The organism is Enterobacter sp. PL_is511 (assembly GCF_055816065.1).
The window spans coordinates 17816-34060 of sequence record NZ_JBVPGP010000021.1 but is presented as its reverse complement, the minus strand read 5'-3'; the positions used below and the strand labels follow the sequence as shown (position 1 = coordinate 34060).

Sequence of the window (16245 nt, the reverse complement as noted above, 5' to 3'; positions counted from 1 at the left end):
TCTCCCTGTGGGAGAGGGCCGGGGTGAGGGCACCAGCCCGCACCATGCTTAAGCCAGCTGCTTCCGGCTAATCAACGGCCCGTCAATCTTCTTCATCGAGCGGTCCAGCACTTCCTCAATCACTGACGACAGCTCGTTCAGCTCAAACTTCGCCACATACCCGTCCGCCTTCACCTTGCGAATATGGTCTTCGTTGGCGTTGCCGGAAAGGGAAGAGTGGATCACCACCGGAATATCTTTCAGTACCGGGTCGGTTTTGATTTTGCGTGTCAGCGTAAAGCCGTCCATTTCTGGCATTTCGAGGTCGGTCAGCACCAGCGCGATCTTATCGGTGATGGGAACCCCTTCAGCCTGGGCCTGTGCCGCCAGCACGCCAATTTTCTCCCACGCTTCTTTGCCGGTGATATGCAGCTGGGCCGGGATCTCCATTGCCTGCAGACCTTTCTCCAGCATCGAGCGCGCCACTTTGGAGTCTTCCGCGACGATGGCGACAGCGCCTGGCTTGATATGGAATTTGGTGGTCTTCAGGTTCGTGGCGTGCAGATCGTGATTGGCCGGGGTGATGTCATACAGGATCTGCTCAACGTCCAGCACCATCGCCAGATCGTTGGTATCGGTCTTCTCGTCAAGACACGCGATACTTGTGATGTAGCGGCCGCTGACGGCGGTTTCCGCCGCGTGCACCTGCTTCCAGTCCAGACGCATGATGTTCTCAACCGACTCCACGGCAAACGCCTGCACGCTGCGCGCATATTCGGTGATCAGCAGAATGTTCAGCCCGGTGGTGGGCTTACAGCCCGCCACGGCGGCCAGGTCAATCACCGGGATCACCTGATCGCGAATATTCACCATTCCCATCAGCGGTGACTTCATCCCGGCGGGTTTCGTGAACTCCGGCATCGGCACAATTTCACGCAGCTTAAAGACGTTAATGCCAAACAGCTCAGATTTATTTTCGTTCAGAGAGGTGCCAAGACGGAACAGCAACAGTTCAAAACGGTTCGACAGGGTCAGATTCGCCCTGTCATCAATATCTTTCTGGAAATTATCCATTCTACCCTCGAGAGAAATGCTGACCTTTTAATCGTTATCGGCATCCTGAGCGAAAAATGAAGGACTAAACGCTGACCTGAGCGAAATCTTCGGCCAGCTCACATTCCGGAAACAGCGTGCGGCACTCTGCCAGCAGGCTTGCGCATCCCCGCGCGTCGTAGCGGGAGCTGACGTGGGTGACGATGAGCCTCCCGACGCCCGCGTCACGGGCAAGCTGCGCCGCCTGACGCGTGGAGCTGTGTCCCCGGCTGTTGGCTTTCTCTTCCATCGCCGTTTCAAGCGTCGCTTCATGCACCATCACGTCCACGCCCTGGGCCAGCGTGAGCGCTGCCGGGCACGGGGCCGTATCGCCAAAAATCGCCAGCTTTTTGCCGGGCTGTGGGGCGGCGAGATAATCCTGGCCGTTGATGACGCGTCCGTCCTCCAGCGTGACGGTCTCACCGTGCTTCAGACGCTGGAACAGCGGTCCGGGTTTTACGCCGTCGGCCATCAGCGCGGCGGCATCCAGCGCGCCGGGTTTGTCATGCGCGTCAATACGGTAGCCATAGCATTCCACCGGATGATTAAGTGGTTGAGCAGTAACCTGATAATCCCCGTCATCGAATACCAGGCCTTCGGTAATCTCAACGACCTCCAGCGGATAATCGGTCCACGACCCGCTCAGCCGCAGCGTGGTTTCAATAAATTCACGAATACCCGCAGGCCCGTAAATCGTCAGCGGGTTGGCGTTACCGGCCATCGAGCGGCTGCACAGCAGGCCCGGAAGGCCAAACAGATGGTCGCCATGCAGATGGGTGATAAAAATTTTATCCAGCTTGCCGGGGTGATAAGCGGTGTGTAATAGCTGATGCTGCGTCCCTTCACCACAGTCAAACAGCCACAGCCCACCGCGGGTGGGGTGCTTAAGACCCAGCAGGATCGCCGTCACGTTCCGTGAGCGGGTTGGCACGCCAGCGGACGTACCCAGAAAAATCAGTTCCATAACGCAATCAGCCCTTTGCCGAACGGGGAGGGGTTTAGTATAACGTGATGAACCCCAGGAAGGAGACTGACATGATCCAGTGGCAAGATTTACACCATAGTGACCTCACCGTTCATTCACTTTACGCTGTGCTGAAACTGCGCTGCGAAGTGTTCGTGGTTGAACAGACCTGCCCGTATCAGGACATCGACGGCGACGATCTCGTCGGCGAGAACCGCCATATCCTCGGCTGGCGGAATAACGAGCTGGTGGCGTATGCGAGGATTCTGAAAAGCGAAGACGATTTTGAGCCTGTCGTCATTGGCCGCGTCATCATCAGCGGCAAAGCGCGTGGTGAAAAACTCGGCTATCAGCTGATGGAAAAAACGCTGGAGGCGTGCCAGAAACAGTGGCCGAACAAGGCGTTATACCTGGGTGCGCAGGCGCACCTGCAGTCCTTCTACGGCCACTTTGGTTTCGTGCCCGTCACCGAGGTGTACGATGAAGATGGTATTCCCCACGTCGGCATGGCGCGAGAAGCGAAGCAGGCGTAATAGCGAGTCGTTGGCTATAGTTAGCGGACTGGTGTACTAACATGGAGAAAAATATGTCATTTCAATCCTGGGATACCCGTATCGACGACGACCTGGCCTTACTGAGCGAAACGCTGGAAGAGGTGTTACGTTCCTCGGGCGACCCTGCCGATCAGAAATATATTGAGCTAAAAGCCCGCGCCGAGCAGGCGCTGCATGAAGTGAAAAACCGCGTCAGCCATGCGTCTGATACCTACTACTACCGCGCTAAAAAAGCGGTGTACCGTGCCGATGATTACGTGCATGAAAAACCGTGGCAGGGCATTGGAGTAGGTGCTGCCGTAGGCCTGGTGCTGGGGCTGCTGTTGGCCCGTCGTTAAGCCGTTTAACCACTCCCTATACGTGGGTACTGATATTTCGTATGGTACCCCGTATAATACGAGGCTTTAACAGGGAGAGGTTCGCGTGAATTCGATTTTCCTCGCGCTGGAGCAACTGCGTACCCAGCTATCGCAAGCGTTACCCGCAGCACCCGGCATACGTCATTTCGACGTCTCTTTCCCGTTAAACGACGCCTTTGATCCCCTCGCCTGGCTGGGCGAGCAGCAGTGTTATCCGCAGTTTTACTGGCAGCAGCGTAACGGCGATGAAGAGCTGGCTGCGCTGGGAGCGGTTATCCCTTTTTCCTCTCTGGCGTTAGCCTCGCAGTTTTTGCGCGAGCAAAACGCAGCAGGTGATACCCGTATCTGCGGGCTGAACGCCTTTAATCCGGAGCAGAGCAGCCTCTTTTTACCGCGGCTGCTCTGGCGACGCACCGCCGGCAACGCCACGCTGCGCCTGCAGCTGTGGAGCGACCGCTCGCTTGAGGAGGATGCCCGCGCCGCGCTGGATTTTTTACAGCAGCTCCGTCCTGCGAGATCTATCCGTCCGCTGTCCGTTCAGGTTGAGCACGAAACCCATCAGCCGCAGCAGGCCGAATGGATGACGCTTATCCGCATGGCGACAGAGACCATCGCGCGCGGTGATTTTGAAAAAGTGGTTCTCGCCCGGGCAACCGATATTCAGGTTACACAGCGCGTTAACCCTGTCGCGCTGATGGCGGCCAGCCGCGCCCTGAATTTACACTGCTACCATTTCTGCATGGTATTCAACGCCAGCAACGCGTTTCTTGGCTCGACGCCCGAGCGTCTCTGGCGGCGGCGCGGCACGCTGCTGCGCACGGAAGCGCTGGCGGGCACCGTTGCCAGCCATACCGATGATAGCCAGGCGCAGCGTCTCGGCGAGTGGTTGCTTAACGACGATAAAAACCAGCGCGAAAATATGCTGGTCGTGGAAGATATCTGTCAGCGTCTTCAGCACTACACGCAGACGCTTGAGGTACTGCCCCCTCAGGTGGTGCGCCTGCGTAAAGTGCAGCATTTGCGCCGCTGTATCTGGACCGAGCTCAAACAGGCCGATGATGAGCAGTGTCTGCTCATGCTACAGCCGACCGCGGCCGTAGCCGGATTACCCCGACAGCCTGCGCGCGAGTTTATTCAGAAGGTTGAGCCCTTTAACCGCGAGTGGTACGCCGGTTCTGCCGGGTATTTATCGCCTGACCAGAGTGAATTTTGCGTGGCGTTGCGCTCCGCGCGCGTCCAGGATGACTCCCTGCGGCTCTATGCCGGTGCCGGCATTGTCAGCGGGTCTGACCCGGAACAGGAGTGGCAGGAGATCGAAAACAAAGCCGCCGGATTGCGCTCTCTGCTCCTAAGGGATTAATACTGAATCGCGCAATCCCGATTCATATCAAAATTCCAATTTTTTCTATTATTTATACTGTGTCGCATTCTTGATACCGGACAATCTCATGTCAGTAAGTTCTTTTAACCGACGCTGGGCGGCGGTGATCCTTGAAGCCCTGACGCGCCATGGCGTCAGGCACGTGTGTATTGCACCGGGCTCTCGCTCAACGCCGCTTACGCTGGCGGCCGCTGAAAACCGGGCGTTGATTCACCACACCCACTTTGATGAGCGTGGTCTCGGGCATCTCGCGCTGGGTCTGGCGAAGGTCAGCAAAGAACCCGTGGCGGTGATCGTCACTTCCGGTACCGCCGTGGCGAACCTCTATCCGGCTCTGATTGAAGCCGGGTTAACCGGTGAAAAACTGATCTTACTGACGGCCGACCGCCCCCCTGAGCTTATCGACTGCGGCGCCAATCAGGCCATCCGTCAGCCGGGGCTCTTTGCTTCGCATCCTTCGCAGACGATTTCGCTGCCCCGTCCCACCCAGGATATTCCGGCAAGCTGGCTGGTCTCCACCGTCGATCACGCTCTGGAGACGTTGCGCAGCGGGGCGTTGCACATTAACTGCCCGTTTGCCGAGCCGCTGTACGGTGAGCTGGACGATACGGGTCTTGACTGGCAGCAATCCCTTGGCGACTGGTGGGAGAGTGAAAAACCGTGGCTTCGCGAGCAGACGCACCTTGAGAGCGCGAAGCAGCGCGACTGGTTCTTCTGGCGGCAGAAGCGCGGCGTGGTGATTGCCGGGCGCATGAGCGCCGCCGAAGGCAAGCTGGTCGCCGAATGGGCGCAAACCCTGGGCTGGCCGCTGATAGGCGACGTGCTTTCCCAGACCGGTCAGCCGCTGCCGTGCGCCGACCTCTGGCTGGGTAATGCCAAAGCGGTCACCGAGCTGGCGCAGGCGCAGATTGTGGTTCAGCTTGGATCGAGTTTAACCGGCAAACGGTTACTGCAGTGGCAGGCCACCTGCACGCCGGAAGAGTACTGGCTGGTGGACGCGCTGGAAGGGCGGCTTGACCCGGCGCACCATCGCGGACGTCGTCTGGTCAGCCATATCGACGCCTGGCTGACGCTTCATCCGGCTGAAAAACGCAAGCCCTGGGCGGTGGCCATCCCGGACCTTTCGCGCCAGGCGTGGGAACTGACTAAAGCGCACTGTGAAGCGTTTAGCGAGGCCGGACTGGCGCACCGTATTCGCCAGTGCCTGCCTGAACAGGGGCAATTGTTTGTCGGCAACAGCCTGGTGGTGCGGCTGATTGACGCTTTTTCGAAGCTGCCCGCGGGCTACCCGGTGTACAGCAACCGTGGCGCCAGCGGTATCGACGGGCTGATCTCCACGGCGGCGGGCGTGCAGCGCGCCAGCGCGAAATCAACGCTGGCGATCGTGGGCGATCTCTCCGCGCTCTACGATCTCAACGCGCTGGCGCTGCTGCGTCAGGCGTCAGCCCCGTTTGTGCTGATTGTGGTCAACAACAACGGTGGGCAGATTTTCTCCCTGCTGCCCACGCCGCAGAGCGAGCGCGAGCGCTTCTATCTGATGCCGCAGAACGTGCAGTTCGAACACGCCGCGGCGATGTTTAGCCTGAAATACCATCGCCCGGAAAGCTGGGAACAGCTGGACGCGGCGTTAAGCAGTGCCTGGAAGCAGCCGGGTGCGACGCTGATTGAGCTGGTGGTAAACGAGGCTGACGGTGCGCAGACCCTGCAAAGCCTGCTGGCGCAGGTGAGCCAGCTGTGATCCTCTCGGGCGTGCAGCATGACGGAAAATCAGGCTATCCCTGGCTGGTCTTTTTGCACGGTTTTTCCGGCGATTGCCGCGAGTGGCAGGTTGTTGGTGAGCGACTCCGTGACTACCCCCGGCTGTATCTGGATCTGCCGGGGCACGGCGGATCCCGGAATCTGGGCGTCACGGGCTTTGACGAGATGAGCAGGCTACTCACCCAAACTCTTATTAGTTACAACATACTGAATTTCTGGCTCATCGGGTACTCCCTCGGCGGCCGCATTGCGATGTTCCATGCCTGCCAGCAGCCAAAGGGGCTGCAAGGCGTGATAGTGGAGGGAGGACATCCGGGCCTGCAGGATGCCGATGCGCGACAGGCGCGGCTGGCATCCGACCGCCGCTGGGCAGCACGTTTTCGCAGCGAACCGCTGGATAACGTATTCGCTGACTGGTACCAACAGCCTGTGTTTGCCTCCCTGACTGACGCCCAGCGCGACGCGCTGATTACCCTGCGCAGCCAGAACGACGGCGCGATGCTGGCGATGATGCTTGAGTCGACCTCGCTGGCCGTGCAGCCCGACCTGCGTGCTGCCCTGAGCGCGCGCGATTTCTCTTTTGATTATCTCTATGGCGAACGTGATGAGAAGTTCGCGGCCCTTGCCGCGGAAGTGAACGCCGTTCGCCATGCAATTCCCAACGCCGGACACAACGCCCACCGGGAAAATCCCGATGCGGTTGCGGCAAGTCTGGCTCAGATACTGCGTCTTCGAATAAAGGACACTCTATGATCTACCCTGATGAAAACATGCTTTACGCCCCGGTTGAATGGCAGGACTGCTCCGAAGGCTACACCGACATTCGTTACCACAAATCCACCGACGGCATTGCCAAAATTACCATCAACCGCCCGCAGGTGCGTAACGCCTTCCGCCCGCTGACCGTGAAAGAGATGATTCAGGCCCTGGCGGATGCGCGCTACGACGACAACATCGGCGTGATTGTCCTGACCGGCGAAGGCGAGAAAGCGTTCTGCTCCGGTGGCGATCAGAAAGTGCGCGGTGACTACGGCGGATACCAGGACGACGCGGGTACGCATCACCTGAACGTCCTCGATTTCCAGCGTCAGATCCGCACCTGTCCAAAACCGGTGGTGGCGATGGTGGCGGGCTACTCTATCGGCGGCGGCCACGTCCTGCACATGATGTGTGACCTGACCATTGCCGCCGAGAACGCCATCTTCGGCCAGACCGGCCCGAAAGTAGGATCCTTCGACGGCGGCTGGGGTGCCTCCTACATGGCGCGCATCGTCGGGCAGAAAAAAGCCCGCGAAATCTGGTTCCTGTGCCGTCAGTACAACGCGCAGGAAGCGCTGGATATGGGCCTGGTGAATACCGTGGTACCGATTGCCGATCTCGAAAAAGAGACCGTTCGCTGGTGCCGTGAAATGCTGCAAAACAGCCCGATGGCGCTGCGCTGCCTGAAGGCCGCGCTCAATGCCGACTGCGACGGTCAGGCGGGTCTGCAGGAGCTGGCGGGCAACGCCACCATGCTGTTCTACATGACCGAAGAGGGTCAGGAAGGGCGCAACGCGTTTAACGAAAAACGCCAGCCGGACTTCAGCAAATACAAACGGAATCCGTAATGCGTCGCGCGCAGGTTTACCGCTGGCAGATACCGATGGACGCGGGCGTGGTGCTGCGTGAACGGCGGTTAAAAACCCGTGACGGCTTCTTCGTGCATCTGCAGCAGGGCGAGCGGGAAGGCTGGGGCGAGATTTCGCCTCTGCCGGGCTTTAGCCAGGAGTCACTGGATGACGCGCAGACGGCCTTGCTGGCTTGGGCGGACGCGTGGCGCGGGGGGGCGGATCCGGTGCTGCCGGAGGTGCCTTCCGCGGCCTTTGGTATCAGCTGCGCGCTGGCGGAGCTGGACGGCAGCCTGCCGGAAGCGGGGAATTACCGCGCGGCGCCGCTCTGTACGGGCGATCCTGACGAGCTGTTCGCGCTGCTCTCCGCCATGCCGGGCGAGAAGGTGGCGAAAATTAAAGTCGGTCTCTATGAAGCGGTGCGCGACGGCATGGTCGCCAACCTGCTGCTGGAGGCGATCCCCGATCTGCATCTGCGTCTGGACGCCAACCGCGCCTGGACGCCGCTCAAGGCGCAGCAGTTTGCAAAGTACGTCGACCCGGCCTACCGCAGCCGCATTGCCTTCCTCGAAGAACCGTGCAAAACCCGCGACGATTCGTGCGCGTTTGCCCGCGAAACCGGGATTGCCATCGCCTGGGATGAAAGCCTGCGCGAGGACGATTTTGAATTTGTCGCCGAGCCCGGCGTCAGCGCGGTGGTGATTAAACCGACGCTGACCGGCAGTCTGGCGAAGGTGCGCGAGCAGGTCGCAGCAGCGCACGCCTCAGGGCTGACGGCGGTCATCAGCTCGTCGATTGAGTCCAGCCTTGGGCTGACCCAGCTGGCGCGCATTGCCGCCTGGCTAACGCCGGATACGGTTCCTGGCCTTGACACGCTGAACCTGATGCAGGCTCAGCTTATCCGCCCGTGGCCGGACAGCGCGCTGCCGTGCCTCGACGTCGAGGCGCTGGAGCCGCTGCGATGAGTTTTACCGACTGGCCGTGGCGGCACTGGTGCGCGCTGTCTGCTGATAAACCGGCCCTCAGGCTGAACGATGAGGTGCTCAGCTGGCAGCAGCTGTGCACCCGCGTCGACCGGCTTGCGGCAGAGTTTCACCGGCAGGGCGTGGAGGAGGGCAACGGCGTGCTGCTGCTGGCCCATAATCATCCGCAAACCCTGCTGGCGTGGCTGGCGCTGCTCCAGTGCGGGGCGCGCATTCTTCCCGCTAATCCGCAGCTGCCGCGTCCGCTGCTGGACGTGCTGCTCCCGCAGATGACGCTGCGCTTTGCGCTGGTGCTGGACGGCAGCTACGACGCTCTTCCTGCCCTGCGCATGCACGAGACAGCCGATGCGTATTGCGCTGCGTGGCAACCGGCGCGGCTGGCGTCCATGACGCTGACCTCCGGCTCCACCGGTCTGCCGAAAGCGGCGGTCCATACCTGCGAGGCCCATCTTGCCAGCGCGCGCGGCGTTTTGTCGCTGATGCCCTACGGTGAAGACGACGACTGGCTGCTTTCGCTACCGCTGTTTCACGTTTCCGGCCAGGGAATTTTATGGCGCTGGCTGCAGGCCGGCGCGCGGTTAACCGTACGCGAGAAACAGCCTCTTGAGCAGGCGTTGCGCGGCTGCACCCACGCCTCGCTGGTGCCGACCCAGCTCTGGCGCTTGCTGAATGCGCACCAGCCTGTCGCACTGAAAGCGGTGCTGCTGGGCGGGGCGGCCATCCCTGTTGAATTGACCGAACAGGCGCGAGAGCAGGATATACGCACCTTCTGCGGCTACGGTCTGACCGAGTTTGCCTCTACCGTTTGTGCGAAAGAGGCGGACGGCGAGCCGGACGTGGGCCGTGCGCTGCCGGGCAGAGAGGTGCAGGTGGTTAACGGTGAAGTCTGGATCCGGGCGCAAAGCATGGCCTCAGGCTACTGGCGAGACGGCGAAATGATTCCGCTGAACAACGCGCAGGGTTGGTTCGCCACACGCGATCGCGGCGAATGGCATGACGGCCGTCTGACGATCCTCGGCCGCATGGATAACCTCTTTTTTAGCGGCGGAGAAGGGATCCAACCGGAATCGCTGGAGCGCGTTATCGCCACGCACCCGCAGGTTAACCAGGTGTTTATCGTCCCGCTGGACGACGCTGAATTCGGGCAACGTCCGGTGGCGGTGGTGGAGTGCGAGCCGGGAACGGATATCACCCGCTTACCCGACTGGGTCAGGGATAAGGTCGCGCGTTTTGAGCAACCCGTCCGCTGGCTGCTGTTGCCGACTGAACTCAAAAATGGCGGCATTAAAGTTTCGCGCCGCGCGCTGCAGCAGTGGGTGAACGCATCGCTGAAGGGATAATAGCCGTTTCAAATAGTTACAATCTACTGACCGGCCGCACGCAGAGTGCTTGATCCCCGGGAGACTCCGGTTAAAATCTCGCGGTTTTGGGACTTCTTTATAATAATTGTGCGGGATCACGACAATGAAAAAAGTGGCATTACTGGGCTTCGGCCTGATGGTTGTATCGGCGGCGGCGAACGCCATCAGCATTAACGGCTCGGCGGGTCAGGATTATACCCACCTGGGCTTTGGCATGGGTACCGAGACATCCGGTCTGGCGATGACCGGCGGCTGGACGCATAACGATGACGACGGCGACGCGGCCAGCCTCGGCCTGGGTCTCAACGTTCCTCTTGGCCCGTTCCTGGCCACCGTTGGCGGTAAAGGTATCTATACCAACCCAAATGACGGTGATGAAGGGTACGCGGCGGCAGTGGGCGGCGGCCTGCAGTGGAAAATTGGCGACAGCTTCGGCCTGTTTGGTGAGTACTACTATTCGCCGGACTCCCTCTCCAGCGGTATCGAAAGCTATGAAGAGGCCAACGCCGGTGCGCGCTGGACCATCATGCGTCCGATTACCATCGAAGCTGGCTATCGCTATCTGAACCTGGCCGGTAAAGACGGCAACCGTGACAACGCGCTGGCCGACGGCCCGTACGTGGGCGTTAGCGCAGGCTTCTAATCACTCCGGCGCGGCGTTCTGTCGCGCCAGTTTCTCTCTTCTCCACCCCGCGTTTGCGCTATAGTGTTTTGACCATATAAGCGGGAGAACATAATGATTAACGTGGAGATGTTATCCACCGGCGACGAAGTGCTGCATGGACAAATTATTGATACCAATGCTGCCTGGCTCGCCGATCTTTTCTTTGAGCAAGGATTACCGTTAACGCGCCGCAATACCGTAGGCGACAATCTTGAGTCGCTGGTCGCTATTCTGCGTGAGCGCAGCGAGCACTGCGACGTGCTGATTGTGAACGGCGGGCTCGGCCCCACCGGTGACGATCTCAGCGCCCTGGCCGCCGCGACCGCAAAAGGCGAAGGGCTGGCGCTGCACGAGGCGTGGCTTTCGCAGATGGAGCGCTTTTTCTCCGAACGTGGCCGCGTCATGGCCCCAAGCAACCGCAAACAGGCTGAAATTCCCGCCAGTGCTGAACTGGTCGATAACCCGGTGGGTACCGCGTGCGGGTTTGCTATGCAGCTGAACCGCTGCCTGATGTTCTTTACGCCGGGTGTGCCCTCAGAATTTAAAGTGATGGTCGAGCAGCAGATCCTGCCGCGCCTTCGCGATCGTTTTACCCTGCCTGAACCGCCGCTGTGCCTGCGTCTGACCACCTTTGGCCGCTCGGAAAGCGATCTGGCCCAGAGCCTCGATCATCTTCCGCTGCCGCCAGGCGTGTCCATGGGCTATCGCTCCTCCATGCCGATCATTGAACTTAAGCTGACAGGCCCGGCCGAACAGAAAGAGGCGATGCTGGCCCTGTGGCCCGAGGTGCAGCGCGTGGCGGGCGAAAGCCTGATCTTTGAAGGTACGGAAGGGTTGCCCGCGCAGATTGCGACGCATCTACAGGCGCGTCAGCTGAGCGTGACCTTAAGCGAACAGTTCACCGGTGGCCTGCTGGCGCTGCAGCTGTCGCGCGTCAACGCGCCGCTGCTGGCCAGCGAAGTGGTGCCGTTCCAGCAGGAGACTCTCGCGCAAACCGCCCGCTGGGCGTCCGAGAGAAGGGTGAAGCATTTTGCCGGTCTGGCGCTGTTTGTCGGGGGGCTGGACGAGGAATACCTTAACTTCGCGCTGGCGACGCCGGAAGGCACCTGGGCGCTGCGGGTTAAAATGAGCATCACCCGCCATAGCCTGGCGGTGCGTCAGGAGGTTTGCGCCATGATGGCGTTGAACATGCTGCGCCGCTGGCTGAATGGCAAAGAGGTTGCCAGCGAGCACGGCTGGATCCATGTGGTCGAGTCGCTGTTTATCGAGTAAAACCTGTGCCGGGGCCTTTCGCCCCGGCCATGTTTAGCCCAGCGCCTTCGCCAGCAGGGTAATCGGATGTTCACAGCGCTTGCTGGTGGACATCTCAATCTGCCACTTGCAGGTTTCGCAGTCGGTCACCACGATATCCGCGCCGCTCTCTTCAATCTGACGGAACAGCGGGGCGCCAATCGCCTGTGACGTTTCGTAGTTTTCACGCTTAAAGCCGTAGGTCCCTGCAATCCCGCAGCAGCGCGAATCCAGCACCGTCAGCTCCAGGCCTGGAATAAGCCGCAGCAGCTCAAGCGTATAGAGCGACCAGCCCATTTTTTCCATGTGACACGGCGTGTGATAGACCACTTTCAGCGGTAATGTCCCCAGCGGCAACGTCTGCCCGCTATCCAGTTTGCGCCACAGGAAGCGTGTCGCCAGCTCGATGTGCTCGCGCAGGCCGGTGTTATCCACGTCCAGCAGATGCGGATACTCATCGCGAAGGGTGAAGGTACAGGTGGATGAGGTCGCCAGCACCGGAATACCTTTATCGACAATGGCTTCGCGCAGGGAGGTGACATTGCTTTGAGCCTGCCTGCGCGCTTTATCGGTAAACCCGTTGGCAATTAGCGGTACGCCGCAGCACTTCTCTTTGTTCAGTAACTGAACGCCCGTGCCCATGGCGTTCAGCACCTTCAGCAGATCTTTACCCAGCTGCGGGTGGTTGTAGTTCACATAGCAGCCGTGGAAAAAGGCCACCTGGTCGGCGTACTGCGCCTGCTGTGCCGCGACGGATTTGTACCAGCGGCGGAAGGTGCCGTGAGAATATTTCGGCAGGCTGCGGTGATGGTCTATCTTCAGCGTGGCATCCAGCAGCTGACGCACCGGTTTGAGAGCGGTCGCGGCATTCACGATGGGGGCAAAGGGCGTCGAGACGCTGCCCATCAGATCGGTGTGGCTCAGGATCGCATCGCGCAGTGTCGGTTTTTGCGTGCTGTAGCGCGCCCGGGCGCGCTGAATGATATCGCCGATTTTCACATCCGACGGGCAGGCGACTTCGCAGCGTTTGCAGTTAATGCAGTATTTCAGCGCTTCATCGTACAGCTTGCCGTCCTTCAGGCGTAGGCGCTCGCCGTCCGGCCCGGCCTGCTTTGGTCCGGGATAGCGTGGGTTAACGCCGCTGACCGGGCAGACGGTGGTACACACCGTGCATTTGATGCAGCTTTCAAAACGGGTGTCGTTCATTGTTCAGCCTCCGTGCGCTGGCTAATCTGCTCTGCCACATACAGCGCCGTGACGGCGCAGACCCCGCCACCGCATCCCTGGGCAATGGGATCGTACCCGCCCAGCAGCGAGCCGATGGCAAAGAGATTCCTGACGGGTTTACCGGAAAGCTGCGGATGCAGCTGGTTATCGACAATCACGCCGAACTGTTGCCAGGGCTGCGGCGAGAAGAAATCACTCTGATACCAGTCCGCGCGTGAGGCATGCTGGCGAACATCCAGCCCCATAATGGCTTCCCGGATGCCCTCCCGGCTGCTCAGCAGTCCGTTGCTGAAGAAGCTGCCGCTTGCCAGCACCGTATAGCGGGCGCGAAGCGGAATATCGTCGTGGTTGCGCGTCCAGATTTCGCTCACCGCGCCGTCGGTCAGAGTGATTTTTTTCACCTCATCACCCGCCATCCACACGCCGCCCTGCGCGACAAACTGACGCTGGAGCTGGGTATGCAGGCGAATGCCGGGTACGGAAGGGGGCAGCGTTGGCAGCAGGCCGAGCGAGCAGGGCAGACGATCCGAGAGCCAGCGCCAGAGTCGGTTGTCGCGTAAACCGAAGCAGGCGGGCATCAGCAGGGCATCGCAGGTTTCGCCGAGCGGCCTGAGCGCGTCATACAGCAGCGGCCATTTGTCCTCGTTATCAAGAAAACGGGCGATATTCACCGCGCGAAACTCGCTCGGGTTATCGCGCAGGACATCAAGCTCGGGCAGCTCTATCTCTGCCGTTTCCGCGTTAACACCCTGGCGACAGAGCGACGCCGCTGCGAGATGGGGCTGGAAATCCAGAAAGCCGCTAATCCCTACCACCCGCACACGTCCCGCGCGAATGGGGGCAATGGGCACCTCCTCCGGGCTGAGCCACGCGGAACGCAGGGTGCCGAGCGGCGTAACGCGCTGGTGATTGAGCCGGGCGCTGCCCTGCAGACGTGCGCCGCAGTCCGCCAGCAGCGCTTCGGTTTCCAGCGCAAAGCGGTCAATATGCTGCGCGCCAATCAGGTGATACGGGTGCTCCGGCGGCAGCTTATCGCGGTACGCTTCGTCCACCAGATCCAGCGAGCCCGACGAGAAGTGCAGGGCGCTCTGGCCCCGGGTGATAATGGCGCAGCGCAGCCCCTGCTTCGTGAGTTTGATGCCGCAGAGCAGGCCTGCCAGCCCGCCGCCGACGATTACGGTATCAAATTTCATCGCGTTGCTCCTTCTCAAGACCGCAAAGCCCCTGGTAGACCCAGCGGGTAAATTCGCTTTCGCGCAGGGCATCGCCCCAGGCGACAGGCTGAATGCCTTTCCAGCGCTCGTTTAAAAACGCGCTGAGCTGATCGAGCGACTGGGTGGCGGTGGTGGTGTGAAAACGCTGCAGCAGACCGGCGGCACGACAGGCGCACAGCTCGCCCTGACAGGTGCCCATTCCGACGCGGGTGCGGCGGCGAAGATCGAGCAGGCTGTTGACCGTCAGATTCTCCACCGCGTACTGCACCTCACCGGCGGTGACGGCTTCGCACTCGCACACCAGGCTGCGGCTCAGTCGTCCTTCACCGAGCCACTGTGGCGTTCTGTCGCCGTGGCGGTAAATAGCGGACCCGCGCAGCGGCGCGGGCAGGGAGATAATTTTTTGCAGCGTCTTCTCGGTGGACTGACGCGAGCCGGGCAGGGCTTGTTCTGCCGTCACGCACCGTTCGGTATTGCCCAGCTTGCGGCAGACGGCATCGGTCGCCCACTCGGCCATCAGGCGGTAGGTCATCAGCTTGCCGCCGGTGATGGTGATAAACCCGTCCATGCCGTCGCGTTCGGCGTGATCGAGCAGCACGATGCCCCGGCTGACGTTACGTCCGCTCGGGTCGTTGTCGCTGGCGACCAGCGGACGCACGCCCGCGTAGGCGCGAAGAATACGCGTGTGGGCCATCACCGGCGCCAGTTTTTCCCCTTCGCGCAGCAGGATGTCCACCTCTTCAGCGGTGACGCGGTTGTAGTCAATCTCGCTGTAGTCCACGTGCGTTGAGGTGGTACCGATTAACGAAATGGTATCTCCCGGCACGAGGATATCGGCGTCAGACGGTTTGCGGCAGCGGTTGATCACGTGGTTATTGATGCGGTGGTCGAGGATCAGCAGCGAGCCTTTCGCCGGGAACATGCGCACCGACAGGTCCGCGTATTCCGCAATCTGCTGCCCCCAGATCCCCGCCGCGTTGACCACAACGGCGGCATACAGCTCGCTGTGTTCGTTATATTGCGTATCAAGGATCCGCACGCCGCAGATACGATGGCCTTCGCGGATAAGCCCGGTCACTTCATGCCCGGTCAGGATGTGCGCGCCATGCTCGCGGGCGTCCAGCATATTGGCGGCGGTCAGGCGGAACGGATCGACGGTGCCGTCAGGGACCTTCACCGCGCCGATAAGCGCCGGGTTAACCGACGGTTCCAGCCGCCGCGCCAGCGCCGGATCCATGGCCTCAGCCTGAATGCCCGCGGCGCTGCAGGCGGTAATAAAGGTGTCCTGAAAAGCGAGGTCATCTTCGGGAAGGGTAATAAAGAGGCCGTCCGTCGGCTCAATGCAGTGGCGGGCGATACGCTTGAGGATCTGGTTTTCAGCAATACATTCGCGCGCGGATTCAGCGTCGGTGACCGCATACCGCGCGCCGCTGTGCAGCAGGCCGTGGTTACGCCCGGTTGCGCCCGTGGCGATATCATGGCGTTCCAGAAGCGTAACGCTTAAGCCGCGAAGGGCGCAATCGCGTGCGATCCCGGCGCCGGTTGCGCCACCGCCAATGATTATCACATCGCTGTAGCGAGGATCGTGAATGGTCATTGTTTACCCTCTATGTTCGTTTTTTATCATTTAGCCATATTAATTTTGTGGTTTGTTTGATTTCGAACATAAACGCGCGGAATTCGAAAGTGAAACGTGATTTCATGCGCTTTTCTGCGCATTATGTCATATTTCTGTAACAATCTGTGCGTTGATTCACAGTAACAATCACCGTGATTTCTTAACATCCCCGCCTCTGGAATTCAGGTGCGAGC

At 60.4% G+C, this 16245-nt stretch carries 15 protein-coding genes; 10 read left to right on the top strand and 5 right to left on the bottom strand.

Features of this window, described 5'->3' with window-relative positions; translation table 11 throughout:
• Positions 1–48: 48 nt before the first annotated feature.
• Entirely contained in the window at positions 49–1053 is a 1005-nt protein-coding gene (locus AC0TN7_RS09515) for a chemotaxis protein (RefSeq protein WP_024908219.1), read from the bottom strand.
• A 64-nt stretch (positions 1054–1117) separates the two neighbouring features.
• The gene (gene rbn / locus AC0TN7_RS09510) at positions 1118–2035 is read right to left on the bottom strand and encodes a ribonuclease BN (RefSeq protein WP_463727090.1); all 918 of its coding nucleotides are present in this window, start codon (positions 2033–2035) and stop codon (positions 1118–1120) included.
• 71 nt (positions 2036–2106) lie between these two features.
• Between rbn and AC0TN7_RS09505 the strand changes: the two genes are divergently transcribed.
• The 10 genes from AC0TN7_RS09505 to AC0TN7_RS09460 all read left to right on the top strand — a co-directional run bounded on the left by AC0TN7_RS09505 (position 2107) and on the right by AC0TN7_RS09460 (position 11974).
• Entirely contained in the window at positions 2107–2568 is a 462-nt protein-coding gene (locus AC0TN7_RS09505) for a GNAT family N-acetyltransferase (protein WP_090419949.1), read from the top strand.
• A gap of 53 nt (positions 2569–2621) precedes the next feature.
• Positions 2622–2927, top strand: coding sequence for a stress response protein ElaB (gene elaB / locus AC0TN7_RS09500; protein ID WP_008500219.1), 306 nt, complete (start codon positions 2622–2624; stop codon positions 2925–2927).
• Between the two features lie 85 nt (positions 2928–3012).
• Positions 3013–4308, top strand: a complete 1296-nt coding sequence (gene menF, locus AC0TN7_RS09495; protein ID WP_267216874.1) for an isochorismate synthase MenF — start codon at positions 3013–3015, stop codon at positions 4306–4308.
• Positions 4309–4396: 88 nt separating this feature from the next.
• Entirely contained in the window at positions 4397–6067 is a 1671-nt protein-coding gene (gene menD, locus AC0TN7_RS09490; protein ID WP_473702113.1) for a 2-succinyl-5-enolpyruvyl-6-hydroxy-3-cyclohexene-1-carboxylic-acid synthase, read from the top strand.
• Positions 6064–6840, top strand: coding sequence for a 2-succinyl-6-hydroxy-2,4-cyclohexadiene-1-carboxylate synthase (gene menH, locus AC0TN7_RS09485; RefSeq protein WP_473702112.1), 777 nt, complete (start codon positions 6064–6066; stop codon positions 6838–6840). The genes menD and menH overlap by 4 nt, the downstream gene beginning before the upstream one ends.
• Positions 6837–7694, top strand: coding sequence for a 1,4-dihydroxy-2-naphthoyl-CoA synthase (gene menB, locus AC0TN7_RS09480; RefSeq protein ID WP_014832749.1), 858 nt, complete (start codon positions 6837–6839; stop codon positions 7692–7694). The genes menH and menB overlap by 4 nt, the downstream gene beginning before the upstream one ends.
• Complete coding sequence (gene menC / locus AC0TN7_RS09475) at positions 7694–8659, top strand: o-succinylbenzoate synthase (protein ID WP_061714725.1); 966 nt, start codon at positions 7694–7696, stop codon at positions 8657–8659. Before menB ends, menC begins: the two co-directional genes overlap by 1 nt.
• Positions 8656–10017, top strand: a complete 1362-nt coding sequence (menE, locus tag AC0TN7_RS09470) for an o-succinylbenzoate--CoA ligase (protein ID WP_473702111.1) — start codon at positions 8656–8658, stop codon at positions 10015–10017. The genes menC and menE overlap by 4 nt, the downstream gene beginning before the upstream one ends.
• A gap of 124 nt (positions 10018–10141) precedes the next feature.
• Positions 10142–10681, top strand: a complete 540-nt coding sequence (locus tag AC0TN7_RS09465; protein ID WP_024908211.1) for a YfaZ family outer membrane protein — start codon at positions 10142–10144, stop codon at positions 10679–10681.
• A gap of 93 nt (positions 10682–10774) precedes the next feature.
• Complete coding sequence (locus AC0TN7_RS09460) at positions 10775–11974, top strand: nicotinamide mononucleotide deamidase-related protein YfaY (protein WP_473702110.1); 1200 nt, start codon at positions 10775–10777, stop codon at positions 11972–11974.
• 33 nt (positions 11975–12007) lie between these two features.
• On the opposite strand, the gene glpC is transcribed toward AC0TN7_RS09460, so the two are convergent.
• Genes glpC through glpA form a run of 3 tightly spaced genes read right to left on the bottom strand, consistent with a single transcriptional unit; the run spans position 12008 to position 16030 of the window.
• On the bottom strand, positions 12008–13198 hold the full coding sequence (glpC, locus tag AC0TN7_RS09455; RefSeq protein ID WP_024908209.1) for an anaerobic glycerol-3-phosphate dehydrogenase subunit GlpC: 1191 nt from the start codon (positions 13196–13198) through the stop codon (positions 12008–12010).
• Positions 13195–14412, bottom strand: a complete 1218-nt coding sequence (glpB, locus tag AC0TN7_RS09450; RefSeq protein WP_407858816.1) for a glycerol-3-phosphate dehydrogenase subunit GlpB — start codon at positions 14410–14412, stop codon at positions 13195–13197. The genes glpC and glpB overlap by 4 nt, the downstream gene beginning before the upstream one ends.
• On the bottom strand, positions 14402–16030 hold the full coding sequence (gene glpA, locus AC0TN7_RS09445; protein ID WP_473702109.1) for an anaerobic glycerol-3-phosphate dehydrogenase subunit A: 1629 nt from the start codon (positions 16028–16030) through the stop codon (positions 14402–14404). Before glpA ends, glpB begins: the two co-directional genes overlap by 11 nt.
• Between the last annotated feature and the right edge of the window lie 215 nt (positions 16031–16245).